This is a genomic window from Mesorhizobium sp. M1A.F.Ca.IN.022.06.1.1 (genome assembly GCF_003952605.1).
Taxonomy (GTDB): Bacteria; Pseudomonadota; Alphaproteobacteria; order Rhizobiales; family Rhizobiaceae; genus Mesorhizobium.
On the sequence record NZ_CP034455.1, the window covers coordinates 442,156 to 465,820 of the forward strand.

The 23,665-nt window shown below is 64.3% G+C and carries 20 protein-coding genes and 2 pseudogenes; 12 read left to right on the forward strand and 10 right to left on the reverse strand.

The features are described 5' to 3' along the window. Positions 1 to 196 precede the first annotated feature (196 nt). From EJ078_RS02170 to EJ078_RS02180, 3 genes are all read right to left on the reverse strand, one after another. The gene (locus tag EJ078_RS02170; protein ID WP_095778378.1) at positions 197 to 994 is read right to left on the reverse strand and encodes a MipA/OmpV family protein; all 798 of its coding nucleotides are present in this window, start codon (positions 992 to 994) and stop codon (positions 197 to 199) included. A 135-nt stretch (positions 995 to 1,129) separates the two neighbouring features. Beyond that, entirely contained in the window at positions 1,130 to 1,342 is a 213-nt protein-coding gene (locus EJ078_RS02175; RefSeq protein WP_066996644.1) for a hypothetical protein, read from the reverse strand. Positions 1,343 to 1,365: 23 nt separating this feature from the next. After that, complete coding sequence (locus EJ078_RS02180) at positions 1,366 to 2,916, reverse strand: acid phosphatase (RefSeq protein WP_245457103.1); 1,551 nt, start codon at positions 2,914 to 2,916, stop codon at positions 1,366 to 1,368. Between the two features lie 143 nt (positions 2,917 to 3,059). Between EJ078_RS02180 and EJ078_RS02185 the strand changes: the two genes are divergently transcribed. Further along, positions 3,060 to 3,614, forward strand: a complete 555-nt coding sequence (locus EJ078_RS02185; RefSeq protein ID WP_095801162.1) for an HdeD family acid-resistance protein — start codon at positions 3,060 to 3,062, stop codon at positions 3,612 to 3,614. Positions 3,615 to 3,795: 181 nt separating this feature from the next. Here EJ078_RS02185 and EJ078_RS02190 read toward each other — a convergent pair whose 3' ends face one another. Then, the gene (locus EJ078_RS02190) at positions 3,796 to 4,779 is read right to left on the reverse strand and encodes a bifunctional riboflavin kinase/FAD synthetase (RefSeq protein ID WP_127216135.1); all 984 of its coding nucleotides are present in this window, start codon (positions 4,777 to 4,779) and stop codon (positions 3,796 to 3,798) included. Positions 4,780 to 4,826: 47 nt separating this feature from the next. Continuing rightward, positions 4,827 to 5,687, reverse strand: coding sequence for a TIGR01459 family HAD-type hydrolase (locus EJ078_RS02195; protein WP_127403377.1), 861 nt, complete (start codon positions 5,685 to 5,687; stop codon positions 4,827 to 4,829). 298 nt (positions 5,688 to 5,985) lie between these two features. On the opposite strand from EJ078_RS02195, the gene EJ078_RS02200 reads away from it, so the two are divergent. From EJ078_RS02200 to EJ078_RS02215, 4 genes and pseudogenes are all read left to right on the forward strand, one after another. Continuing rightward, a complete protein-coding gene (locus EJ078_RS02200; protein WP_127217242.1) occupies positions 5,986 to 7,947 on the forward strand; it encodes a pilus assembly protein in 1,962 nt (653 codons plus the stop codon). A 26-nt stretch (positions 7,948 to 7,973) separates the two neighbouring features. Continuing rightward, positions 7,974 to 9,946 (forward strand): annotated as a pseudogene (locus EJ078_RS02205) (pilus assembly protein). A gap of 100 nt (positions 9,947 to 10,046) precedes the next feature. Next, positions 10,047 to 10,625: a nuclear transport factor 2 family protein gene (locus tag EJ078_RS02210; protein WP_127217294.1), complete on the forward strand. Its 579-nt coding sequence runs from the start codon at positions 10,047 to 10,049 to the stop codon at positions 10,623 to 10,625. Continuing rightward, a complete protein-coding gene (locus tag EJ078_RS02215) occupies positions 10,601 to 11,233 on the forward strand; it encodes a LysE family translocator (protein WP_095801158.1) in 633 nt (210 codons plus the stop codon). The genes EJ078_RS02210 and EJ078_RS02215 overlap by 25 nt, the downstream gene beginning before the upstream one ends. 25 nt (positions 11,234 to 11,258) lie before the next feature. On the opposite strand, the gene EJ078_RS02220 is transcribed toward EJ078_RS02215, so the two are convergent. Together EJ078_RS02220 and EJ078_RS02225 are read right to left on the reverse strand one after the other, a co-directional pair. Next, entirely contained in the window at positions 11,259 to 12,140 is an 882-nt protein-coding gene (locus EJ078_RS02220) for a dienelactone hydrolase family protein (RefSeq protein ID WP_245459065.1), read from the reverse strand. Positions 12,141 to 12,195: 55 nt separating this feature from the next. Continuing rightward, positions 12,196 to 13,019: pseudogene (locus EJ078_RS02225) on the reverse strand (DUF2189 domain-containing protein). Between the two features lie 168 nt (positions 13,020 to 13,187). Here EJ078_RS02225 and EJ078_RS02230 point away from each other — a divergent pair. Beyond that, positions 13,188 to 13,694, forward strand: coding sequence for a CAP domain-containing protein (locus tag EJ078_RS02230; RefSeq protein WP_208721060.1), 507 nt, complete (start codon positions 13,188 to 13,190; stop codon positions 13,692 to 13,694). Positions 13,695 to 13,900: 206 nt separating this feature from the next. On the opposite strand, the gene EJ078_RS02235 is transcribed toward EJ078_RS02230, so the two are convergent. The 3 genes from EJ078_RS02235 to EJ078_RS02245 all read right to left on the reverse strand — a co-directional run bounded on the left by EJ078_RS02235 (position 13,901) and on the right by EJ078_RS02245 (position 17,391). Further along, positions 13,901 to 15,433 (reverse strand): DHA2 family efflux MFS transporter permease subunit, encoded by a 1,533-nt coding sequence (locus EJ078_RS02235; RefSeq protein ID WP_127403376.1) that lies wholly within the window; start codon positions 15,431 to 15,433, stop codon positions 13,901 to 13,903. A gap of 297 nt (positions 15,434 to 15,730) precedes the next feature. Further along, positions 15,731 to 16,915 (reverse strand): HlyD family secretion protein, encoded by a 1,185-nt coding sequence (locus EJ078_RS02240; protein ID WP_127216864.1) that lies wholly within the window; start codon positions 16,913 to 16,915, stop codon positions 15,731 to 15,733. Then, the gene (locus EJ078_RS02245; protein ID WP_095801336.1) at positions 16,912 to 17,391 is read right to left on the reverse strand and encodes a MarR family transcriptional regulator; all 480 of its coding nucleotides are present in this window, start codon (positions 17,389 to 17,391) and stop codon (positions 16,912 to 16,914) included. Before EJ078_RS02245 ends, EJ078_RS02240 begins: the two co-directional genes overlap by 4 nt. A 271-nt stretch (positions 17,392 to 17,662) precedes the next feature. Between EJ078_RS02245 and EJ078_RS02250 the strand changes: the two genes are divergently transcribed. From EJ078_RS02250 to EJ078_RS02275, 6 genes are read left to right on the forward strand one after another with little or no spacing between them, the layout of a single operon-like run. Further along, positions 17,663 to 18,271 carry a CDP-alcohol phosphatidyltransferase family protein gene (locus EJ078_RS02250; RefSeq protein ID WP_127216863.1) on the forward strand — a complete coding sequence of 203 codons (609 nt, stop codon included), beginning with the start codon at positions 17,663 to 17,665 and terminating at the stop codon, positions 18,269 to 18,271. Positions 18,272 to 18,307: 36 nt separating this feature from the next. Further along, the gene (locus EJ078_RS02255) at positions 18,308 to 20,095 is read left to right on the forward strand and encodes a bifunctional alpha/beta hydrolase/class I SAM-dependent methyltransferase (RefSeq protein WP_164750630.1); all 1,788 of its coding nucleotides are present in this window, start codon (positions 18,308 to 18,310) and stop codon (positions 20,093 to 20,095) included. Between the two features lie 12 nt (positions 20,096 to 20,107). Continuing rightward, on the forward strand, positions 20,108 to 21,439 hold the full coding sequence (locus EJ078_RS02260) for a phosphatase PAP2/dual specificity phosphatase family protein (protein WP_127216861.1): 1,332 nt from the start codon (positions 20,108 to 20,110) through the stop codon (positions 21,437 to 21,439). Continuing rightward, the gene (locus tag EJ078_RS02265) at positions 21,436 to 21,879 is read left to right on the forward strand and encodes a hypothetical protein (RefSeq protein ID WP_127216860.1); all 444 of its coding nucleotides are present in this window, start codon (positions 21,436 to 21,438) and stop codon (positions 21,877 to 21,879) included. Before EJ078_RS02260 ends, EJ078_RS02265 begins: the two co-directional genes overlap by 4 nt. Further along, positions 21,876 to 22,535 carry a lysophospholipid acyltransferase family protein gene (locus tag EJ078_RS02270; protein WP_127403374.1) on the forward strand — a complete coding sequence of 220 codons (660 nt, stop codon included), beginning with the start codon at positions 21,876 to 21,878 and terminating at the stop codon, positions 22,533 to 22,535. Before EJ078_RS02265 ends, EJ078_RS02270 begins: the two co-directional genes overlap by 4 nt. Beyond that, positions 22,535 to 23,470: a phosphatidate cytidylyltransferase gene (locus EJ078_RS02275; RefSeq protein ID WP_066996678.1), complete on the forward strand. Its 936-nt coding sequence runs from the start codon at positions 22,535 to 22,537 to the stop codon at positions 23,468 to 23,470. The genes EJ078_RS02270 and EJ078_RS02275 overlap by 1 nt, the downstream gene beginning before the upstream one ends. Positions 23,471 to 23,665: the final 195 nt, after the last annotated feature.

Below are 23,665 nucleotides of genomic sequence, written 5' to 3' on the forward strand. Positions count from 1 at the left end.
ATCTGGAAAAAGCGCGAGGGGGCCGCGCGCAAAAGTCCCGGCGGCTCCGGCGGCGCTCAGGCCACCCGGAACACCGGGCCCGTAATTCGTATCGCGATCGCAAAAAGGCGCGAAAAGCTCGTCATGGCGTGGCTTTTAGCGGATGCCGCGGCAGGAATAAAGCGCGGATTTCAAGCCAAAGCGCCGGTATTTTGACTTACATCGAGAAATTGAAACGGTAGGTGGTCGACACGCCAACGGTCCACTGATCGCGGTCGCCGCGCTCCTTGACCAGACTGGAATCGGCCGCCGGCCCCATCAGGCGGGAATATTCGGTGAAGACGCTGGCCGTCATCGGCTCGGTCACTTTCCAGGTGATCGCGCCGCCGAGCCCGGTCGACTTCAGCCCGCCGCCCGGATGGTATTCGCTGAGGCCCGAGGCCGCAGCTTCCGTGGCGTTGACGCCGTAATAGGCGTCGAAATAACCGGCCGAGGCGAAGGAGACACGGGGGCCGCCGGAAATGCGGACGGTCGGGGTGACGTCGTAGAAGGCGTCCGCCGCGATGTCGGCGACGAAGCCGTTATGGGCGCGGATGCCGTGTCTGAGCTCCGCCCGAGCCCGCACCCAATCCAGCGGATAGAATTCGAAGAAGCCGCCGACCTCGCCGCCCCAGCGCACCGGATCAAGGCCTTGCAATTCGTCCTTGCTGGAACGCGAGAACAGGAACTTGCCGGTCAAGCCGGCGCGCACGCTGCCGTCGTCGATCAGCGCCAGCGAGATGTTGTCGTTGCGCGAGGTGAAACGCGCCTCCGGCCCTGCCTTGCCGAGCGAGATGATGGGCTGGGCGCTCAGCATATATTTCTTGCCGCCCTCGAAATTCGGGGCAACGAGACCGGTGGCGCCGAGCGTCAGGTACCAGTCGCCGGAAATCCAGCTCCCCTCGCCGGCCTGGGCAGAGGTGACGGCCATCAGGCCAGAGGCGAGAACCAGCGGAATCGTCCCGACAATACGCATCGTCAACCCTTACGCGAAACAGGCCGGCAGGAACACCGGGCAGCGCAGAAGGCATGGCGTCAGTGCGGTAAATTTTGACTTAAGATCCGTAACAGAGACGGCGCGGACCGCCAGCATGGAGATCGGCCGCCCGGCTCAGCTGCCGCGCGGCGCGTGCGACATGTCCAGCAGCTTGGCCACGGCCTTCGAGCCCTTCCCCGCGACGCGTGCCGATCCGTCGTCACCCACCTCAACGGTGGCGCCGCTGGAGAAGCTAAGCGACCAACCATCACCTTTGGCGTTGCGGCGGCGGTCGGTGAGCTCGATGCCGGCAGCCGTGACCAGCGCGACGATCCGGTCGGCGTCCATGTTGGTCCTCCGAAAACGCGCCCTCAATTCAGGTCAAGCCCGCCGGTAAGATCGCCGAGCGGCGGCTCGCCATGCGCGGCTACGGCCTTGTCGCGAACCACGATGCCGTGCAGGACCGGCAATTCGAAACGCTCGGTGATGAAGCGCAGGATCGACGTCGTGTCATAAGGGGTATGATCGACATAGCCGCGCTTGGCGAAAGGCGAAATGATGATCGCGGGAATGCGCGTGCCCGGTCCCCAGCGGTCCCCCTTGGGCGGTGCGACGTGATCCCAGATGCCGCCGTTCTCATCATAGGTGACGACGACCAGCATGTGCGGCCATTGCGGGCTCTTTTCCAGATGAGCCACGACATCGGCGATATGTCGGTCGCCGGCCTGGATGTCGGCATAGCCGGAGTGCTCGTTGAGATTGCCCTGCGGCTTATAGAAAGAGACCTGCGGCAGGGTGCCGTCGTCGATGGCCTGGATGAAGCTCGCGCCAGCCAACCCGGCGTCGCGCAGATGTTCGCGCCTGGCCTCGGTGCCCGGAGCGTAATTGGCGTAATAGTTGAACGGCTGATGATGATATTGGAAGTTCGGGATCGGTGTTTTGTTGCCGTGGTCGAGCGTGTACTGCCAGGCTCCGGAATACCACGCCCAGCTTATGTGCTTGAGGCTGAGCATGTCGCCGATGGTCGGTTCCGTCTGCGGCGGCAGCGTGGTGGGCTTGGTAGGATCCGCGAGCAGCCGATCGCCGCCGGGCGCCGGATCGTTGCCGCTCGGCTGATATGGCGGCTGCATGGTGTTCACCGCGTAGAAATCCGGCGTCAGGTTGCCGTCGGAGACGAATTTCGGGATCCCGTCGCGCGCCGATTTCGGCGAATTGTCGGCGATCTTCAGCGCTGTGCCGCTAGCGTCCGTCACCGCGATCGACGGCTTGGCCGGGCTCTTGTCGGCATTCGCGTAGTACGGCGCGCAGGCGCAGATCAGCCACTGGTGATTGAAGAAGGAGCCGCCGAAGCCGCCCATGAAGAAATGGTCAGCGAGCACGTATTTTTGCGCAATGGCCCACATATCGGTCTTGGAGGCGTCCCAGTTGCTCATCGGCATCGCGCCTGAATCGGCCCAGGCGACGAACATGTCGTTCTTGCCACCGTTGATCTGCATCTGGTTCTGGTAAAAGCGATGCCACAGATCATGCGTCACGACGCTGAGCGGCACGTTGAACCCTTTTGGGTCGTTCACCGTGAACGGTTCGTTCGGAAGGTGCTCGGTCATTGCCTGCGTCACCGGCGGCGTGACGCCCTTGGCGGTCAGCCCGTCCCAGACCGGCGGCAGCTCTGACAGGACCGAGCCGTCACGGTCGCGCTGCTGCAAGCTTTCCTTGCTCGCCTTGTCGATGCCCTCGGCACCCGGAAAATGGCCATAGAGATTATCGAAGGCGCGGTTCTCGGCGAAGATGACGACCACCGTCTCTATCTTGGCGATGCCGTCCGGCGGATCGCCGGGCTGCGCCGCGAAGGCGGGAGGCGAAGCGACAGTGGACAGGGCGAGAGCCGAGGGAAACAGGGCGAGCCCATAGGATCGCTTCATCGCCGTACCTCCATTGCGCAAAGTCAAATGACACCAGCTTCGGTGCATCTTGGCAATAGCCACCGCGCTGGACGGGTGATCACATCGGGATTACCTTCCTTCAACCGCAGGATGCGCGGCGAACTCTGCAGGGAGACGAAGCCATGAGCTTGCAAGGCAATACCCTGGAAGACGCGATCGGACGCACGCGCGACAAATGGGGATGGTTCGTGGCGCTCGGCGTGCTGCTGCTGATTTTCGGCGGCATCGCCTTCGGCAATCTCTTCATCGCCACCGTCGCTTCGGTCTATGTCGTCGGCTGGCTGATGCTGATGGGGGGCGTCATCGAGATCATCCATGCTTTCGGCGTCAAGACCTGGGGGCGCTTCTTCTACTGGTTGCTCAGTGGCCTGCTCTATGCCGTCGCCGGCTTTTTCGCCTTCTACAACCCACTGCTCGCCTCGGCGGTGCTGACGTTTCTGCTCGCCGTCGCGCTCATTGCTTCCGGGCTGCTGAGGGCCTGGGTCGCCTGGAACCACCGGCCGCAGCAAGGCTGGGGATGGCTGCTGGCAGCCGCGATCATCACCATCCTGCTTGGCCTGATCATCGCCATGGGCTGGCCGGTCAACAGCCTGTGGGTGCTCGGCATGTTCCTGGCCGTCGACCTAGTCTTCCAAGGCTGGAGCTTCATTGCCACCGGGCTGGCGCTCAAGCGGTAGGGAACTCGACCTTCGCGATCGGCCGAAGCCTGCCCAACATGGTCATCCCAGAGCGAAGCTCCGTCGCGAAGACCCTGGGATGACGACATGAGAGGGCGTTTCGCCAATCGCCAAGGTTTGCAATCTGCTAGCCGGACGCAGGCGCTTTGACGCTTCTCTTCGCCACCGCGCCTTCCAGACCTCAGAAACAGATGGCGGCGTCCAGCTCCGATAGCGGACGCACACCTGCGAGCAGCGCCCTCGCCTCGGCCTCGTCGCGCTTCATCTGCGCGACCAGCGCATCGAGCCCATCGAATTTGAGCTCGGGGCGCAGATAGCCGAAGAACGACACCTGGCAGATCTCGCCATAGAGATCGCCGGAGAAATCGAAGACATAGGTTTCGAGCAGCGGCACGCCATTATCGTCGACGGTCGGCCGGCGGCCGAAGCTGGCGACGCCGTCATGGAGCGTGCCATCGGCGCGGCGCAAGCGGACGGCGTAAATGCCTTCCTTCAGAGTGGCTTCCGGCGAAAGCTTCATATTGGCGGTCGGAAAGCCAAGCGTGCGGCCGAGCTGCTGGCCGGCGATCACCTCGCTCTCGACGGTGAAGCGATAGCCGAGCAGGCCGGCTGCTTCCCCGACCTTGCCTTCGCAAAGCAGGGCGCGGATGCGGCTGGACGAGACGACCTCGGCACCTTCGTCGCGGAAGGCGTCGACCAGCGTGACGCCGAAGCCGTGGCGTTCGCCGGCCGCCATCAGGAAAGCCGGGCCGCCCTGGCGGTCCTTGCCGAAGTGGAAGTCGAAACCGGTGACGGCATGGCTGACGCCCAGCCTGATTTCCAGCACATCGGTCACGAATGCCTCGGCCGAGAGCGAGGCGAAGTCGCGCGTGAACGGCTGCTCGACGAGGGCGGCAAAGCCGAGCCTGGCCAGGAGCCGCGCCTTCATCGGCGGCGGCGTCAGCACGAAGAGCGGCACGTCCGGCCTGAACACCTTGCGCGGGTGCGGCTCGAAGGTGAGCACCAGGGCCGGCACGCGGCGGCGGCCGGCTTCGGCCAGCGCCCGTTCCAGCACCGACAGATGGCCGCGGTGGACGCCGTCGAAATTGCCGATCGCCACGACGCCGCCGCGCAGATGCCCGGGCAACGGCGTGACCGCCGAAATGCGTTGGAAATCGTGCGTCATGTCGACCTGCGTGATGTCGGGGCGCCCGTCATGGTCCGGCTTCCCGCCTATTGCAGCCGCGGGATGACGGCGACCGGGCGATAACCGTGCGTCGTGAGGAATCCCGCCAGCCTTTCGGGATCCGGCCGCAGCGGGTCGCCATAGTCGCGCGCATGAATCCCGCCCGAGACATAGAGCACGTCGAACCCGTTGTCGGCCGCACCCTTGACGTCGGTCATCATGCCATCGCCGATGGCGAGAACCTGTTTGCGCTCGGCCGCGTGGCCGAGCAGCCCGGCGACCTCCTTCATGGCGAGGTTGTAGATCGGCGCGAAAGGCTTGCCGGCGATCAGCGTGCGGCCGCCAAGCTGCGCGTAGTCGCGCGCCAGCGCGCCGGCACACCAGATGGTGCGCTCGCCGCGCTCGACCACGATGTCGGGGTTGGCGCAGATGAAGGGCAGGTTGCGGGCACGCAGCCGCTGCAGCAGTTCCGCGTATTCGGCGGGCTTCTCCACCTCGTCGTCATAGAACCCGGTGCAGACGACGCCGGAGGCTTCGAATTCCTCCACGAGTTCGACGTCCAAGCCGTCATAGAGGGTGAAGTCGCGCTCGGGCCCGATGTGGAAGATCTTCCTCGGACCCTCGGCGATCAAGTCGCGCGTGACGTCGCCCGAGGTGACGACACGGTCGTAGGCTTCAGCCGGAACGCCGATCGCATGCATCTGCGCAACGACGTCGGCGCTGCGCCGCGGCGAATTGGTGATCAGCACCACCGGCACTTTTGCCGCGCGCGCCCGGGCAAGCGCCTCCGCGGCGACGGGGAAGTGCCATTCGCCATTGTGCACCACGCCCCACACGTCGCACAGGATGGCCGCGTAGTTTTCCGTCAGATCGGTGAGCGAAGCTATGATGTTTGGCGAGTCCGCCATGCCGTTATCCTGAGACTGGTCTAGGCAAAGCCGCGACAGCCATCCTTTTGGTTCGGAGGCCGCCACGGCCGGTCCCGCATAACCGAAGCGCTCCATCCTGTCACCAGCTTTCGCCATCGCCGCCGGGACGAGCCGCGACCACGCCCGTTCGGAAGCGCAGGGTTAACACGCCGTCAAAATGGCGGTGCGTGCTTGAACGTTTCGGGCAAGCTGAAATTTAAGGATCTATGACCATGGTAGCACCGAACTAGGACCATAGTCGTATACTGGTATGGGTCTTTTGCGGGGGCTGAGCGCAATGATCGGCAGATTTATAGGCGACAAGCGGGGCAACTACGCCCTGTTGACAGTCATCACGATGGTGCCGCTGATGGGTGCCGTGGCACTGGCCGTCGATTTTACGGAACTGGTTAGAGAGAAGCAGGAGACGCTCAACGCCCTAGATGCTGCTGGGGTCGCGACAGCGCAACAGATCGTCAGCGGAGCGAGCGACGCGGACGCGAGGGCCTACGCCAAGCAGTTCTTCGAGGCCAATCTCAGGCACGTGTCTCCGGCCAACACGACGCTGACCGTCACGCTGCCCAACAACAATGCCGGCGGCGGCACCCTGGTCCTGGAGGCGTCCCTGAAATATCACCCCTATTTCCTGCCGGCGGCGGCGATGCTGCTCGGCGGGACTGCGGGCGACCACGTAGTCAATGTTTCGGCGAGGTCGGAAATCCGACTTAAGAACACGCTGGAAGTGGCGCTCGTGCTGGATAATTCCGGATCGATGTCGACCCTGGGCTCGGGAACCGGGCAGAAGCGTATTGACCTGCTAAAAGCCGCCGCCAAGCAGTTGGTCGACACGCTGGCGCTGCAGGCCCAGCAGATGAAGCAGATCTCCAAGCCAGTGCAGTTCTCGCTGGTTCCGTTCTCTGCCTCGGTCAATGTCGGGCCGACGCATGACGGCGACAGCTGGATGGATCAAGATGGTATCTCCCCGGTCCAGCACGAGAATTTCGACTGGACGACGATGAGCGCCGCCAACGATCCGAACAAGTACGCCGAGAAGGTCAATGGCGCCTGGTACAAACGCGGTGACGGTTGGGGCGATACCAAGGGTGAGCCCCTGACCCGCTTCAGCCTTTATGCCGACATGACCGTGGAATCGGGTCGCGAAGAGGTGCCGAACTCAAAGCAGTACATCTGCGACGCGTACAACAAAAAGGGCAAATGCACCGACGGACATTGGACTGACCCGCAATATGTCTACACTACCAGCCGCTATGCGAGTTGGCAGGGGTGCGTCGAAGCGAGGCCTTATCCCTACAACGACGACGACACGACGCCGACCACGTCCAATCCTGCGACGCTCTTTGTGCCCATGTTCGCTCCGGACGAGCCCGGCACGCTGTGGCGCGACTTCAACCGCGACGGCACGAATGATGTCAACAGCTTGAGCTACGGCTACGAGAACAATTGGTGGGCAGACTGGCCTTATTCATTAAACCCAACCGCGGTTCAGCGGCAATCGGACATGCGGAAGTACTTTCTGGTGAAGCCTTACGGTTCGACTTCGGCCGGTGCCGGTGACGGCCCGAACGCAGCCTGCACCACCAGTCCAATCACGCCCCTCAAGGACGTCACGGTGAGTGCGCAGAAGCAGCAACTGACTGACGCCATCAATGCTATGGCGCCAACTGGCAATATGAACGTACCCGAGGGGCTCGCCTGGGGCTGGCGGACAGTCTCAAGCAACGAGCCCTTCACCGAAGGTCGGCCAAACAACGAAAAGGGCAACGACAAGGTCGTAATCGTGCTGACCGACGGCGCCAATACCTACAGCGCGATCAGCGACGCCAGTTACGCCAACAACCGTTCCACCTATGCGGCCTATGGCTATACAGGCAAAGTCAATTCCGCACTGGCAAGCGTCACGCGCCTGTTCATGAATACGAGCACGGCGGTGCCTAAGACCACCTATACGGACGGCAACTACACCGCCGCGCTTGACGAACAGATGCAGACGCTATGCGCCAATGCCAAGGCGGCCGGGATCATGGTGATGACGGTCTCGCTCGATTTGGTTGACACCAAGGCGGACGAGAAGAAGGCCATGGCTGCGCTAAAGGCTTGCGCTTCCGACTCCCGCTTCCGCAGAGACCCTGCCGACCCGAGCAAGCCGGCGAAGCTATTCTGGAACTCGACCGGCGCCACGCTTTCTGACGACTTCAAGGCGATCGGCAACGAATTGTCGAACCTGCGCATCGTCAGTTGATCCGAAAGAGCAACCGCTTGCTGAAGATGCGCGAATTCTGGCTTCGCTTTTGCCGCGACCGGCGCGGCAACTATGCACTGATGACGGCGATCGCCATGGTGCCGCTGATGGGCGCCCTCGCAATCGCGGTCGACTTCACCGAACTCAACCGTCAGAAACAGATGGTGCTCAACGCGCTCGATGCGGCGAATTTTGCCGCCGCAAGGCGGTTGGCGGAAGGCGCCACCGACGACCAGATCAAGGCCTATGCCGTCGACTTCTTCAACGCCAACCTCAACACCATCGACCCCGCGGACGTAGCGCTCAACATCACCCTACCCACCAGCCAGGCCGGCGGCGGCTTGCTGACAATGAGCGCCACTCTTACCTACCATCCCTATTTCTATCCGGCTTCGGCAATGCTCGTCGGCGTCGACGAAGTCGACGCGAAAAAGCCCGTTGAGATCGAGATGAAGTCACAGGTGCGCTTGAAGAACACACTGGAAGTGGCGATGGTCTCGACAATTCGGGCTCGATGTCGACGAAAGGATCCGGCACGGGGCAGAAGCGCATCGACCTGCTCAAACAGGCCGCCAAGCAGTTGGTCGACACACTTGCGCAGCAGGCGGCGCAGATCAAGCAGATCGACAAGCCGGTCCAGTTCAGCCTGGTGCCCTTCGCGGCTTCGGTCAATGTCGGGCCCGATAACGACAACGCCTCCTGGATGGATGTCTACGGGCTGTCGCCGGTCGCCAACGAGAATTTCGACTGGTCGACGCTCAACGCCGCCGACAAGCACGCCCAGAAGATCAACGGCATCTGGTACAAGAACGGCACCGGCTGGGGGACCGAGGAAGGCCAGGCACTGACCCGCTTTTCGCTCTATCGCGACATGAAGGTGGTCACCAGCCACGAGCGCATCGTCGGCAGCAAGCGCGTCGTCTGCGACGAATACCGGTCCAACAACACCTGCAAGCGCAGCCACAACGAATACGACTACAACGACACCTACGGCCCGTTCGCGAGCTGGCAGGGCTGCGTCGAAGTGCGTCCCTACCCTTACAATGTCGACGATACGCCTGCGTCCGGCGGGCCGAACAACACCGGCATCGGGGTCGGCGACCCGGCGACCATGTTCGTGCCGATGTTCGCGCCCGACGAACCCGGCAACCACTGGAAGGTGACGCAAGATCCCGACGAGCCGAACCCGGTGACCTACGGCGCCGCCAACAGCTGGTGGAACGACGATCCGTCGAGCACCACCGGCAAGACGCGCCAATCCAATATGGCCAAGTATTTCATGCCGCGGCCGATCAATGCGCCGGTGCTGGCAACGGGCGCCGGTCCCAACTACAGCTGCACCACGACGCCGGTCACGCCGCTCACCGACGTCACCACCGCGGACGGGCTGGCCGCGATCAAGGCGGCTGTCGACCTGATGCAGCCCAACGGCAACACCAACGTGCCGGAAGGCATGGCCTGGGGCTGGCGCACCGTGTCCAGCACGGCGCCCTTCACCGAAGGGCGGCCGGAGACCGAACGCGGCAACGACAAGGTCGTCATCGTGCTCACCGACGGCGAGAACACCTATTCGACGGTGAACTCCGATCCGGCCGGCAACAAATCGACCTATGCGGCCTACGGCTATACCGGCGTCGGCTACAAAGGCACCTCGGTCACCCGCCTGTTCGGCGGCACCTCCAGCGACATCGGCCAGTTCAACTATTCCTCGGGCAATTACACCAACGCGCTCAACGAGCAGATGGCCAAGCTCTGCGACCACGCCAAGGCGGCCAACATCATGGTGATGACGGTTGCGCTCGACATGTCCGCGACCGACGCCGGCGACAAGCAGGCGATGGACGCCCTGAAGACCTGCTCATCCGACTCCCGCTTCCGCAAGGATCCCGCCGACCCCAGCAAGCCCGCCAAGCTTTTCTGGAATGCAACCGGCGCGACGCTGTCCGACAATTTCAAGGAGATTGCGAACGAGCTATCGAATTTGCGCGTGGTGGGGTAAGGGACATAAACTGACGCCGGCGCGCCAAGAAGCGAAAAGGCAGGATCAGGGGCTTGATTTCAGATAGTATTCTCTTTCCCCTTTATCGGAGGATGCTGAGATGCTGTCAGACCTCGCGAAACTCATCGAGCAGGATCATTTAGCCGTGGATGCCTTCGTCAAGAGCAATCCCGAACCATTGAAAAGTCTCTTCTCACAACGGGATGACGTCGTCATCGCCAATCCATTCGGCCCGCCGGCAAAAGGATGGAAAAAGGCTGCCGAAACGATGGACCGGGCCGCTACCAACTACCGAGACGGAGAGGTTATCGGCTTTGACCGTGTTTCCGAGTACGCAACGACCGACTTGGGTTACATCATCGAGATCGAGCGGGTCCGATCCAAGGTCGGCGGCAGCGACAAGCTTGTTCCGATCGCACTTCGAACCACCACTATATTTCGGCGGGAGAAAGGCGCGTGGAAGATCGTCCTTCGTCATGCCGATCCTATTACCTCGCCTCGTCCGAGTAGAAAGGCTACCAAAGCCTGCGGCGCTGCCCGCCCTGGCGCAACGAACGGCGCCGGCAAGTCCCTTGCGCTGGTGCGCGGCACAAGGCACATGTCCGTCCCCGCCGGCATCGGACCTTCCCTGCCGCAGGTGCTGGAGATCGAGCGATGCCTGACGCCGCCAACCATCTGACCTTCGCGCTGATCTGCCTCGGCATGGTGCTCACACCCGGCCCGAACATGATCTATCTGATCTCGCGCTCGCTGTCGCAAGGGCCGAGGGCCGGGCTGATCTCGCTGGGCGGCGTGGCGCTGGGCTTCCTGTTCTATGTGGTGTCCGCGGCCTTTGGCATCACCGCGCTCATCTTCGCCGTGCCTTATGCCTATGACGCGCTGCGCTTTGCCGGCGCGCTTTATTTGCTGTGGCTCGCCTGGCAGGCGCTAAGGCCCGGCGGCCGCTCGCCATTCCAGGTGCGCGAGCTGCCGAAGGACAGGCCGCGCAAGCTGTTCGTCATGGGGCTGATGACCAACCTGCTCAATCCGAAGGTGGCGGTGCTCTATCTGTCGCTCTTGCCGCAGTTCATCAACCCGGCCAAGGGCCATGTGCTGTCGCAGCTTCTGGTGCTCGGCGTGACGCAGATCTCGATCAGCCTGACCGTCAACGCCATGATCGCGGTGACGGCTGGCTCGATCGCCACCTTCCTCGCCGGACGGCCGTTCTGGCTGGTCGTCCAGCGCTGGATGATGGGCACGGTGCTGACGGCGCTGGCTTTGAAGATGGCGACCGAAGCGCAGCGCTGAGATCGGATGATCAGGGCTATGGCTGTTATCCGCTGAAGGCCTGCTTTAAAAACGTGTGGACGTCGCTTGCCGATTTTTCGGCCGCAGCTGCGTTGTACTCCACCCGGTGGCCATACTGCTCGGTGCCCGTCTTGAATGACGGGGAGGCAAAGGCGTGGCGAGCGCCCTTGAAGACATCAAGCTGCACGGCGCTGCCCTTGCCGCTGCGCTGCGCCATCATTTCCCGGCAATTTTTGGCGGGGGTCCAATCGTCGAGCTCGCCGATCAGGATCAATGTCGGGACCGCCACGTCGCCATTCGTAGCCGAACAATTCGGATAGTAAGCGACAGCCGCCTTGAACTTGCGATCCATCAGCCGCTCGGCGCCGCCAGGTTGCACGGCCGCGAGCGTTGCGATCCCACCGGCGGAGAACCCCATCAACGCTGTGCGCTGCGGGTCGACGAAACTCAATTTCGACAGGAACTCCAAGGCGCCGTAGGCGTCATAAACGCGATCAGCAAACAGGCTGCCATCGGCGAGCAGGCCGTGATCACACGTCTCGCGAATACCGCGCGTGCTGAAGCTGTCGACAACGAGTACGACGTAACCCCAGGAAGACAATCGCTGCGACCAGGTTTTCTCTACAGTTGGGAATAGGCCCGAACATCCATGGAGAACGACGACCGCCGGGAACGGCCCCTCACCCGGCGGTCGCGTCAGATACCCATTCAATGGCGTGCCAGGAATGGCCTGGAGCGCTCGCCCGTTTTGTTGCGCAATGCGCTCCTGAAACGGCGTCGGCTTCACGGCCGCGCTTTCAAAGTGCGCCAACTCGTCAGCGTTGGCACGCGTAGTATCAATGCAGCCGACAGCCCAAAGCCCGGCCACGAATGCCGCCCCCTTGAGTGACCTCAAGAACATCTTCATGAACCAGGCTCGGTAAACCGTTTCGGGCCGTCTGCTTTGTTCGAGCCGGCGCGGCCTACATCGGCCGGCGGATGGGCCGGATATCCTGCGGCTCCACCACCTTGCGATAGAGATGCCAAGTCGCGTGGCCGAGGACCGGCATGACGACGGCAAGGCCGGCAAACAGCGGGATCGAGCCGATCACCAGCAGCACCGCGACCTCAGGCCCCAGAGCGCCATCTGCAGCGGGTTGACTATTACGGCGCGCGCCGAGGTCTCGATCGCCGAGACGGCGCCGACGTCGCGGTCGAGCAGCAGCGGGAAGGCAATCACGGTGGTGGCGAGCACCACGACCGCGAAGACGAGGCCGGCAGCGTTGCCGAGCAGGATCAGCGTCCAGCCCTTGCCGGTCGTCAGCACGTCGCGCAGGAAGGTTCCGACGGAGGCGGGCGGCTCGGCGCCGAACAGGCTGGTGTAGATCGACTGCGCGGTGAACAGCCACAGAAGGAACAGCGCGAAAAGCAGGACGCCGATCGCGGCGATCGAGGGCAGCGCCGGCGAACGGCGCACGTCGAGCGCATCGTGCCAGCGGCTGCTCATGCCGAGCTCGCGCCGGCGGCTGATCTCGTAGAGGCCGATCGCCGCAAAGGGGCCGATCAGCGCGAAGCCCGACATCAGCGGATAGACGAGCTGGATGGCACTGGAGCCGGAGGTCCACCGCGTCAGGATCAGGCCGACGACCGGATAGATCAGGCACAGGAACACGTAGTGCGAGGGCTTGGCCCAGAAATCCTCGGCGCCGAGCCTTAGCGCGTCCCATAGATCCGACGTGGTGATGTGGCGCACCGTGGGCTGCACATGCAGCCCTTGCGCGTCCGCCATGACATGAAAACCAGCCATAACCGTCCTCCGTATCGCTCGGGGGGCGGTCACCGCCTGGGTGGCCCGCCCGTGGCTGCCACTTCTAGAACGCCAGGATGATAACCGATCTCCCGGAGGATGTCGCCGCATAACGCGATTTTCATCGGCTGCCCGGCAAAAGCCACGATCGCCGGTATCAGAGGCCGGATGACCAGCCTGACCACCGATTCCCCCAATCTCGACAGACGCACATTGCTCGAGACCGTCGGCCTTGCGGCGCTTGCCGGCATTGCCGCCTGCACAAGCGTCCCGCTGCCGACCGGCGAAGGCGCCGGCGTGTCGTCTTCCGCCACAGGAACGTTGAGCACAATCCGCACATCGGCCGGACTGCCGGCGCTCATCCCGGACACGCAGCTCGAACAGGCGGCGCTGCAGCAGGCCGGCTACATGGCGTCGCGCGCCCGTATGAGCCACACCACGGGCTGGGGCAAGGATTTCGCCTCACGCATGAAGGGCAATGGCGTGCGCGGCGCCGCGGGCGAAAACATCGCCGAGGGACGTTTCGACCTGCAAAAGCTGTTCGACATCTGGATGCATTCGGACGGCCACCGGCGCAACATGCTCGACCCGGACTTCAGCCGCTTCGGGTTGGCTTACGTGCGCGACGGCCGCGATCCCAGCCTGCGCTACTGGGCACTGGTGCTGGGGAGGTAGCGGAGAGAGGGGACAGGAGCGACGCGTAATCTCTCCCCTTGAGGGGGAGATGGCCAGCAGGCAGAGAGGGTCGGTTCGACCGGGCTCGGCTTGCATGTGCAGATGAAGGTTGGCGTTCCATGCGCGGCGACCCCCTCTGTCGCCTTTCGGCGACATCTCCCCCTCAAGGGGGGAGATTACGCATCGCAGAGGCGGCGCGATGAAAATCAATCCATATGCGCGGCCGGCGCGCCGCCCGCGGGCGCGGCCTTCGGCTTGCGCAGCAGGACGACGAACGGGACGGCAAGCAGCGTCATCACCATCAGGAGTTTGAAGTCGTTGATGTAGGAGATCATCATCGCCTGGACGTTGACCAGCCTGTCGACCCGCGAAAGGGCCATGGGATCACCGCTCGCCGCCGCGGGCGAGGCTGCCCACAGGTTGGGGTTGTAGGGGTTGATGAAGGCTCCGAGCTCGCTGTGGTTGACCTGCGTGTTCTGCACCATCAGCGCCGCAACCACCGAGACGCCGATCGATGAGCCGAGATTGCGCACAAGGCTGAACAGCGAGGTGGCGTCGGTGCGGTAGCGCGCGTCGAGCGTGGCGAAGGCCACCGCCGAGAGCGGCACGAACACCATGCCCATGCCGAGGCCCTGGATGACGCCCGAAGAGATGATCAGCCAGTTGTCCATCTGCGGCGTGAAGCTCGCCATGGTGTAAAGCGACTGCGCGGTGAGCAGGAAGCCGATCGCGACCAGAATACGCGCGTCGATCCTGTGCATGATGCGGCCGACGAACAGCATCGAAATCATCGTGCCGATACCGCGCGGGCCGAGCACGACACCGATGGTGACGGTCGGGTAGCCGAAGATGTTGGCAAGCATCGGCGGCAGCAGCGACATCGAAGCCAGGATCAGCACGCCCATGACGAAGATGAAACCGAGCCCGGTCACGAAATTGCGGTCGAGGAAGATTTTCGGATCGATGAAGGGACGTTCGGACGTCACCGTGTGGATGATGAACACCCAGAAGCCGGTGATCGACAGCGCAAGCTCGATCCAGATCTCTGTCGAGGAGAACCAGTCGACCTCGCCGCCGCGGTCGAGCATCAGCTGCAGCGCGCCGACGCCGAGCGAGATCATGGCGAAGCCGAAGAAATCGAAGCTGCGCACGCGCTTGGCGACGACAGGCAGGTAGGCGGCCATGCCGATGAAGGCGAGGATGCCGACCGGCAGGTTGATGAAGAACACCCAGCGCCAGTTGAAATTCTCGGTCAGCCAGCCGCCGAGCGTCGGGCCGAGGATCGGCCCCAGCATGATGCCGGCGCCCCAGATGGCCATGGCCTGGCCGTGGCGTTCGCGGGGATTGATATCGAGCAGGAAGGTCTGCGACAGCGGCACGATCGCCGCTCCGAACACACCCTGCAGCAGGCGGAAGAGCACCATCGTCTCGAGGCTCCACGCCATGCCGCAAAGCATGGAGAAGATGGTGAAGCCGACGACGGAGGCCAGGAACAGCTCCTTGCGGCCGAGGCGGTCGGCGAGCCAGCCGGTGACCGGCGTCATGACGGCGGCGGCGACGATATAGGAGGTCAGCACCCAGTTGATGTTGTCAGGCGAGGCACCGAGGTCGCCGGTCATGGTCGGCAGCGCGACATTGGCGATCGTGGTGTCGAGCGCCTGCATGACCGTCGCCAGCATCAGCGCGACCGTGATCAGCCCGCGGTGCGGTACTTCCTTGAAGGGTTCGGGCGTGCTCATGGTGCTGAACTTCCAGCAGGTAACAAAAACGGGTACATTGGGATTCCGGGCGGCGAGGCCTTGCTTTGAGACCCTCGTCGCGGTGGGACGCGAGGATCGATGTGGGGGTTACATCGAGCGAAAGTCTCTGTTGGAGCGGATGCCTGCCGCCCGGAAACCTGAGGACCGACGTATCCGTGTCGAAAGCCTCTGCCTTGGATCGACCCGCGACGCGGCTCGCCTCAAACGCTCGGCTTTCCCTCCAACCCTTCAGACCATTCCCTTGCGGCCGCTCATGCCCGCGGGCTTCACTTTGCTTTATTGCGCGTGCTCGCCGGCCGTGGCGTGACCGAAGATCGACGGCAATCCGCGCGCGACGCCGGTATCGACGGTGACCGTCGCGCTCATGCCGGTGCGCAGCGCCATCTTGGCGTCGGGGTCGGTCAGTTCCAGGCGCACGGGAATGCGCTGGGTGACCTTGACCCAGTTGCCGGTGGCGTTCTGGGCGGGCAGCAGCGAGAACTCGGCGCCGGTGCCGGCGCCGATCGCCTTGACGGTCGCCTCGAAGGTCCGGCCCGGATAGGTGTCGACCACGATCTCGGCCTTCTGGCCCGGCTTCATATTGGTGAGCTGCGTCTCCTTGAAGTTGGCGTCGATCCAGGTGTCGTCCGTCTCGACCAGCGCGAACAGCGGCGTGCCGACGGAGACATACTGGCCGATCTTGAAGGACGAGGCCTGGTAGACGATGCCGTCCGACGGCGCCTTCACCGTGGTCTGCGAGAGGTTGTAGGCGGCCTTGTCGCGCGCGGCGAGCGCCGACATCACGCTTGGATGCTTGTCGGTCTCGATGTCGGGGTTGCCGCCAAGCGCGGCCTTGGCGCTGATGATGCCCTGCTCGGCGACCGCGAGCTGCTGCTTGGCCTTGTCGAGGTCGTTGCGGGCCTCGTCCAGCGACGACTTGGCATTGATGCCCTTCTCAGCGAGATCGGCGGCGCGGTCATATTGCGACTGCGCATAGTCGACCTCGCTCTTGGCCGACTTCTGCTGCGCCATCGCCTGGCTATAGGCGGCGCGCAGCTGCTCGACATTGAGCCGCGCGGCGGCGACAGCCGCGTCGGCCTGGGCCAGCGCGATCTTGTAAGGCTCGGGGTCGATGACGAAGAGAAGGTCGCCCGCCTTGACCGTCTGGTTGTCGGCAATGCCGACCTGGACGATGCGGCCGGCCGTATCCGAGGCGATCGAAATCCGGGCCTGCTGCAGGTTGGCGTTCTCGGTCTCCTGGTAGCGACCGCCGGTGACCCAGACATAGGCGCCGCCGGCGAGCAGCGCCAGCGGCAGGGCGACCATCAAAAGGAAGCGGCCGGTGCGGCGCTTCTTCCTCGGTGCTGCCGGTGCGGGCTGCGGCTCCGCTGCCGCGGAGACTGGCGCAGCCTCCGGCTTCGCCGGCGCCTCGATCTCGAGCTTGGTGACGTTGTCGTCTGCTTTCTTGGCTGCCGCGTTCATGCTGCCCGCCCTTCCGTATTCTTGATCTTTTCGAGCGACGACGTCTCGCCGTCGGTCAAATTCTGCACGATGGTGTCGAGCACCCGGATCAGGATGCGACGGTCCTCCAGCGATACGCCGGTGAGCGATTCCTCATAGACCTCGCCGGCGAGGCTTTTGACATCGGCGTAGGCCGCGTTGGCCTTTTCGGTCGGGAAGATCATGCGCACACGCCGGTCGGCCGCATCGGCGCGACGCTCGATCCAGCCGCCCTCCTCCATCCGGTCGACGAGGCGCGAGACGCTGATCGGCTCGATCTCGAGCAGCTCGGCGAGCCGCGCCTGCGCGACACCGGCCTCCTTGGCGACGCGGACGAGAAGCCGCCACTGCGCCGAGGAAAGGCCCAACCCGCTGGCGCGCGCCTCGAAGCGCTTGCGCATGAGGCGCTGCACGTCGTGGATCAAAAATCCCAATCTGTCGATGCCATCTGAAACCATGAGCGGCATATATAATAAGCGTGCTTACTATTCAAGTGGCTGCGTTGTTCCAGAAGCCGGCAACCGCATGCGGCCATGCCAGGGCTGCATGGTCGAAGCTCGCCAAGGCGGCATGAGAGCGCCACAGAGCGCCGGCTCCGGCGTCGTCTTCAGGCAATGGGTGCATGGCATGGTGCCAACTGTCTAGGATTCACAGTGTTTTAGCAGCTGTGCTGGTGCCGTTCGGCATGTTTGTGATACATCTGGCGGCGAGGATCGGGGGATCATCGCAATGCCGACGCTCTATGCGCTGAAGCCGGCTTTCCAGGACAGGCTGCGGCCGCTGGTCAACAGGCTGGCGGCGATGGGTGTGACGGCCAACGGCATAACGGTCGCGGCTGCGCTGCTGTCCATCGCGGCTGGATCGGCGATCGCGATCCTCCCCGATTGGAGCCCGCTGCTCTTCCTCATCCCCCTTGTGCTTTTCCTTCGCATGGCGCTCAACGCGATTGACGGCATGCTGGCGCGGGAACATGGCCAGGCCTCGACGCTCGGCATGTACCTCAACGAGATCTGCGATGTCGTCTCCGACCTTGCGCTGATCCTGCCGTTTGCCGCCCTTCCCCAATTCGGCGCCTGGGGTGTCGTCGCCTTTGCCATTGCCGCGGCGCTCACCGAGTTCGCCGGCGTGCTCGGCATCGCCGCCGGGATCGGGCGAAACTATGCCGGGCCGTTCGGCAAGAGCGACAGGGCGCTGGCGCTCGGCGTGGTCGCCGTGCTCGCCGCCGCCGGGCTCTGGCCTGAGGCAATCGCGCCGTTTGTGTTTCCGGCCATGGCTACGCTTTCGCTGCTGACCGCCATAAACCGGATACGCGCCGGTCTTATTGGCAGCACCGGCTGAGCACCGAGACTCGCCATGCCGTCCGGGGGAACCACCATGCTTCACGAACAGGTCGCCAGCGCGCCGGCGCAAAGCCTTGCGCGGCAGGCGCAGGAACGCACCTTCCGCAGCCATGACGGCACGCAGATCTTTTACCGCTACTGGCCGGCGATGCAGGCCACGGCCAAGGGCGCGGTCGTGCTCTTCCATCGCGGACACGAGCATGGCGGCCGCATGGCGCATCTCGTCGACGAACTCAGCCTGCCCGACTACGCCTTCTATGCCTGGGATGCGCGCGGCAACGGCCGCTCCGCCGGCGAGCGCGGCTACGCTCCGTCTTTCGCCGCGCTGGTGCGCGATATCGACTGTTTCATTCGCGAGATCGCCGCCAGGGACGGCTTTGCCGCGCAGGACATCGCGTTGATCGCGCAGTCCTTCGGCGCGGTGCTGGCGGCCGCGTGGGTGCACGACTATGCGCCCAAGCTGCGCGCCATGGTGCTCGCCTCGCCCGCCTTCTCGGTGAAACTCTATGTCCCTTTCGCCAAGGAAGGCATCGCGCTGTGGCAGAAGATCAAGGGGCGCTTCTTCGTCAATTCCTACGTCAAGGCGAACCTTCTCACTCATGACCCTGTGCGCATTGCTTCCTTCGAAAACGACAAGCTGATCACAAGGCCGATCGCCTCGAACATCCTGGTCGAGCTCTATCAGCACGCGGCGCGCATCGTTGCCGATGCGCGCGCCATCACCGTGCCGACGCAGCTTCTTCTGTCGGGCAGCGACTGGGTGGTGCGGCACGCGCCGCAGCACGAGTTCTTCGTCAATCTCGGCAGCCGCGCGAAGGAGCGCCACGTGCTGCCGGGCTTCTTCCACGATACGCTGGGCGAGCGCGACCGCGCCAAGGCGCTCGACCTGATCCGGCCGTTCCTCGAAGCGCAGTTCGCGGCACCCGCGGAAGCTGTAGACCTGAAGCAGGCGGACATCGCCGGCTACACGCGCGACGAGGCCGACCGCCTCGCCTCGCCGCTCGATCTGCTTTCGCCCAGGGGCCTCTACTGGGCGATGAGCCGCGCCTTCATCCGCATCGGCAGCTGGTTCTCGCAAGGCATGAAGGTCGGCGTTACCACCGGCTTCGATTCCGGTTCGACGCTCGACTATGTCTATGAGAACGAGCCGCGCGGCCTGGGGCCGATCGGCCGCATGGTCGACCGGACCTTCCTCCACGCCATCGGCTGGCGCGGCATCCGCCAGCGCAAGCTTCACATCGAAGAGCTGATCGGCTCGGCGCTGGCAATGCTGAAGGCCGCTGGGCGGCCGACCAACATCCTGGACATTGCGTCTGGTCACGGCCGCTACGTCCTCGATGCGATCGACATGAGCCGGGAGCAACCGACCAGCGTTCGGCTGCGCGACTATTCCGACCTCAATGTCGAGCTCGGCCGCAAGCTGATCGCCGAGCGGCAATTGCCGGCCAGCGTGTCGTTCCAGCGCGCCGACGCCTTCGACGGCGACGGGCTCGCCGCGCTCGATCCGGCGCCGGACCTCGCCATCGTCTCCGGCCTTTACGAGCTCTTCTCGGACAATGCGCTGATTGCGCGCTCGCTCGGCGGCCTTGCCCGTGCCATGCAGCCAGGCAGCCTGCTCATTTACACCAACCAGCCCTGGCACCCGCAGCTCGAAATGATCGCGCGCAGCCTGACCTCGCATCGCGGCGGCCAGGCCTGGGTGATGCGGCGGCGCACGCAAGCCGAGATGGATCAGCTGGTCGAGGCGGCAGGCTTCGAGAAGCTCGACCAGCGCATCGACCAATGGGGCATCTTCACCGTCTCGCTGGCAAGGCGGCTTTAGGACCACCGCCGCATGCCTTCCAGTGCCGAGCCCCCGCCACTTTCACCCAGCGCCGAGCCCTATGGGCATGTCGTCCTTCGCGCAGCGCTGTGGCTCGCCTTCCTCGCGCCGTTCTTCTATTCGACCTACGGCTTCGCCAATTGGCTCGCCTCGACGCGCGACCATGTCGGCAGCATCGTGTTCTCCTGGGAACACCATGTTCCGTTCGTCGCCTGGACGATCGTGCCCTACTGGTCGATCAACCTGTTCTACGGACTGTCGCTCCTGCTCAACGACAGCCGCCAGGGCGTCGACCGGCTTGCCGGCCGCTACCTCACCGCGCAGATCGTCGCCGTCGCCTGCTACATCCTGTTTCCGTTGACCGCCACCTTCGTGCGGCCGGAATCGAGCGGCCTGCCGGGTTTCCTGTTTGCGGTGCTCGGCGGCTTCGACAAGCCGTTCAACCAGGCGCCGTCGCTGCATATCGCGCTGTTGGTGATCATCTGGGATCATGGGCGCCAGCGCCTCGCCGGTCCTTTGCTGGGGCTCTGGCACGGCTGGTGCTTTCTGATCGGCGCCTCGGTGCTGACCACCTGGCAGCATCATTTCATCGACATCCCGACCGGCGCGCTGCTCGGCTTCTTGGCCCTGTGGCTCTTTCCGGCACAGGGCGAGCTGCCGTTCGCCGGTTTCCGCCTGACTGCCGACGGCAAGGCACGGCGGCTTGCGCTATACTACGCGCTGGGCGCCGCCCTGGCGCTAACGGGCGCTGCGGTCGGCGCCTTCTTCTCCGCCCTCGCCTTGTTGCTTCTATGGCCCTCGCTGGCGCTGGCCATTGTCGCCTTCGCCTATGCCGGGGCCGGCGCGAAAGTGTTCCAGAAGACGGCGGATGGCCGTGTGTCGCTGGCAAGCCGCATCCTGCTTTGGCCTTATCGCCTAGGCGCCAGGGTCAATGTCTGGGCATGGACGCGCAAGCTGCCACCGGTCGTCCCGGTCAGCGACGGCGTCTTCCTTGGGCGGTTCCCGAACGCCGCCGAGGCTGACGGCTTCGGCACGGTGATCGATCTCGCCGCCGAGCTTGAGCGGCCGGGCGACGCGCCGGGCCGCTGGCAAAGCTTCGGCATGCTCGATCTGCTGTCGCCGCCGGCGGACACGCTCGACCAAGCGGTGGCGGCGATCGAGCCGGCGCGCCGGCATGGCACGGTGCTGATCTGCTGCGCGCTCGGCTTCCAGCGCAGTGCCACCGTCATCGCCGGATGGCTCGTCGCGAGCGGCCGCTCGCACACGCCGTCACAGGCGCGCAAGCAGCTCGCCGCGTCCGGACGACCGGTGCATCTTCAGGTCGGACTGGACGAGCCGGCATGACGGACGAAGCCTATCAGCAGCGGACAGCCGCCTTTGCCGCGATGCTGATCAAGCACGCCGCATGGCCGGCCGCGATCGTGCTCGTCTGCGACGGCTTCGCGCCTTTGGTCGCTTCGGCGCGCGGCGCGCTCCAGGCGCCGATCGCGGTGCTGGCGCTGCTGGTCGCCGCGGCAAGCGCCGTCGTGGTGCTTGGGTTTTCGGCGCTTCTCGCCTTCGACGCGCTGTTGTTCCGGCTGATGGCGAGCCATGACAATGAGCGTTCGGGATGCGCCGCGGTCGACGACATGCTGGCGCGGATGCGGCTCAAGCCCGCCTCCTCGTCTCCGCGCCCGCTCGACGACCGCATCGCCGGAACGCGCCGCCTGCTTGCCCGGCAGCGCATCGCCTTCGCGATCTTCATCATCGCGTTCCTGACAGCCGGATTCTGGATGCCGGGATGAACAAGCTGTCGCTCCGGACCTTCACGCTGCTGCAGACGGCGACCTCGGTCGGCCTGTCGGCGCTGGCGCGGGCGGTGACCGGCGTGCGTCCGATCTGGAGCGGCTGCCAGCCATCGGACGGGCAGCGCATCTATTTCGCCAACCACACCAGCCATGGCGACTTCATCCTTTTGTCGGCCTGCCTCAGCGAAAGAGAACGCGCCACCACACATGCGGTCGCCGCCGCCGAATATTGGCGAAAGTCGCGGCTGCGCCGCTTCATTGCCGAGGACATGCTGTCCTCCGTGCTGATCAGCCGGCAATGGACGAGGCCGGACGAGAACCCGATCTCCGTGATGCTTTCCGTCCTCGACCGAGGCCATTCGCTGATCATCTTCCCGGAAGGCACGCGCAACATGAGCGACGAGCTGCTGCCGTTCCGCTCCGGGCTCTACAATCTGTCGATGGCGCGGCCGGAAGTGGAGCTGATCCCGTGCTGGATCGAGAACATGTCGCGCGTGTTGCCCAAGGGCCAGTTCCTGCCGGTGCCGCTGCTTTGCCGCGTCGTCTTCGGTACGCCGGTGGCGGTGGCGCCGGGCGAGGAACGCCGCGCCTTCCTCGAACGCGCCCGGGCCGAACTTCTGGCGCTCAATCCGCGCCCTGATCGAGACGAATGATGCGCCACGAAATCAGCATCCTGATCATCGGCCTTTTCGTGGTGCTGACCACCGCCAGCGCCACCGCCGCCGTGCTGTCGGCGCGCGCGCCGAAGCCGCTCAGCGCGACGCTCACCAACCTCACCCAGCGCATCAATGCCTGGTGGGTGATGGTGGCGCTGATGACGGTCGCCTTCTTCTTCGGCCGCTACGGCATGACCATCCTGTTCGCGCTGATCTCGTTCGCGGCGCTGCGCGAGTTCGTGACCTTGACGCACAGCCGCCGCAGCGACCATTGGGTTCTGCTCGGCATGTTCGGCATCGTCATTCCGTTCCAGTACTGGCTGGTGTGGACGGCCTGGTACGGGCTGTTCGTGATCTTCATCCCGGTCTACTGCTTCCTGCTGATGCCGGCGATCACGGCGCTGCACGGCGATACCGAGCGCTTCCTGGAGCGCGTGTCGGCGCAGCAATGGGCTATCATGATCGCGGTCTATTGCGTCAGCCACGTCCCTGCTCTGCTGACGCTGAACGTGCCCGGCTTCGAGGGCCGCAACCTGCTGCTCGTCGCCTTCCTGATCATCGTCGTGCAGGGCAGCGACGTGCTGCAGTACATCTTCGGCAAGCTGTTCGGAAAGCACCGCTTCTCGCCAAAGGTCTCGCCGTCGAAGACTTGGGAGGGGTTGATCGGCGGGCTCGTCGCCTCGAGCCTGCTCGGCGCGCTGCTCGCCTTCATCACGCCGTTCTCGCCATTGCAGGCCTCGGCCGTCGCCTTCGTCGCCTGCACGATGGGGTTTCTCGGCGGGTTGGTCGCTTCCGCCATCAAGCGCGACCAGGGCGTCAAGGATTGGGGGCATCTGATCGAGGGCCATGGCGGCATGCTCGACCGCACCGACAGCCTGGTCTTCGCCGCGCCGATCTTCTTCCACCTGGTGCGCTATTTCTGGACGGTTTGAGCGTCCGCGCATCGGCGTCTTCCCTGCGCAATTCCAAGGTCGCCTCACCCAAACATCGGAAAATTTTCAGAAACCGTTCGGGATTTCCGGAGCCGGAAGCGCCAAGAAGATCGGGCTGGCGAAAAGACAGGCCGCAAAGCCCGATCTCCCTCTCCAGCCAACTGATTTCCCGGTCGCCGCATCCTCCCAGCGCGG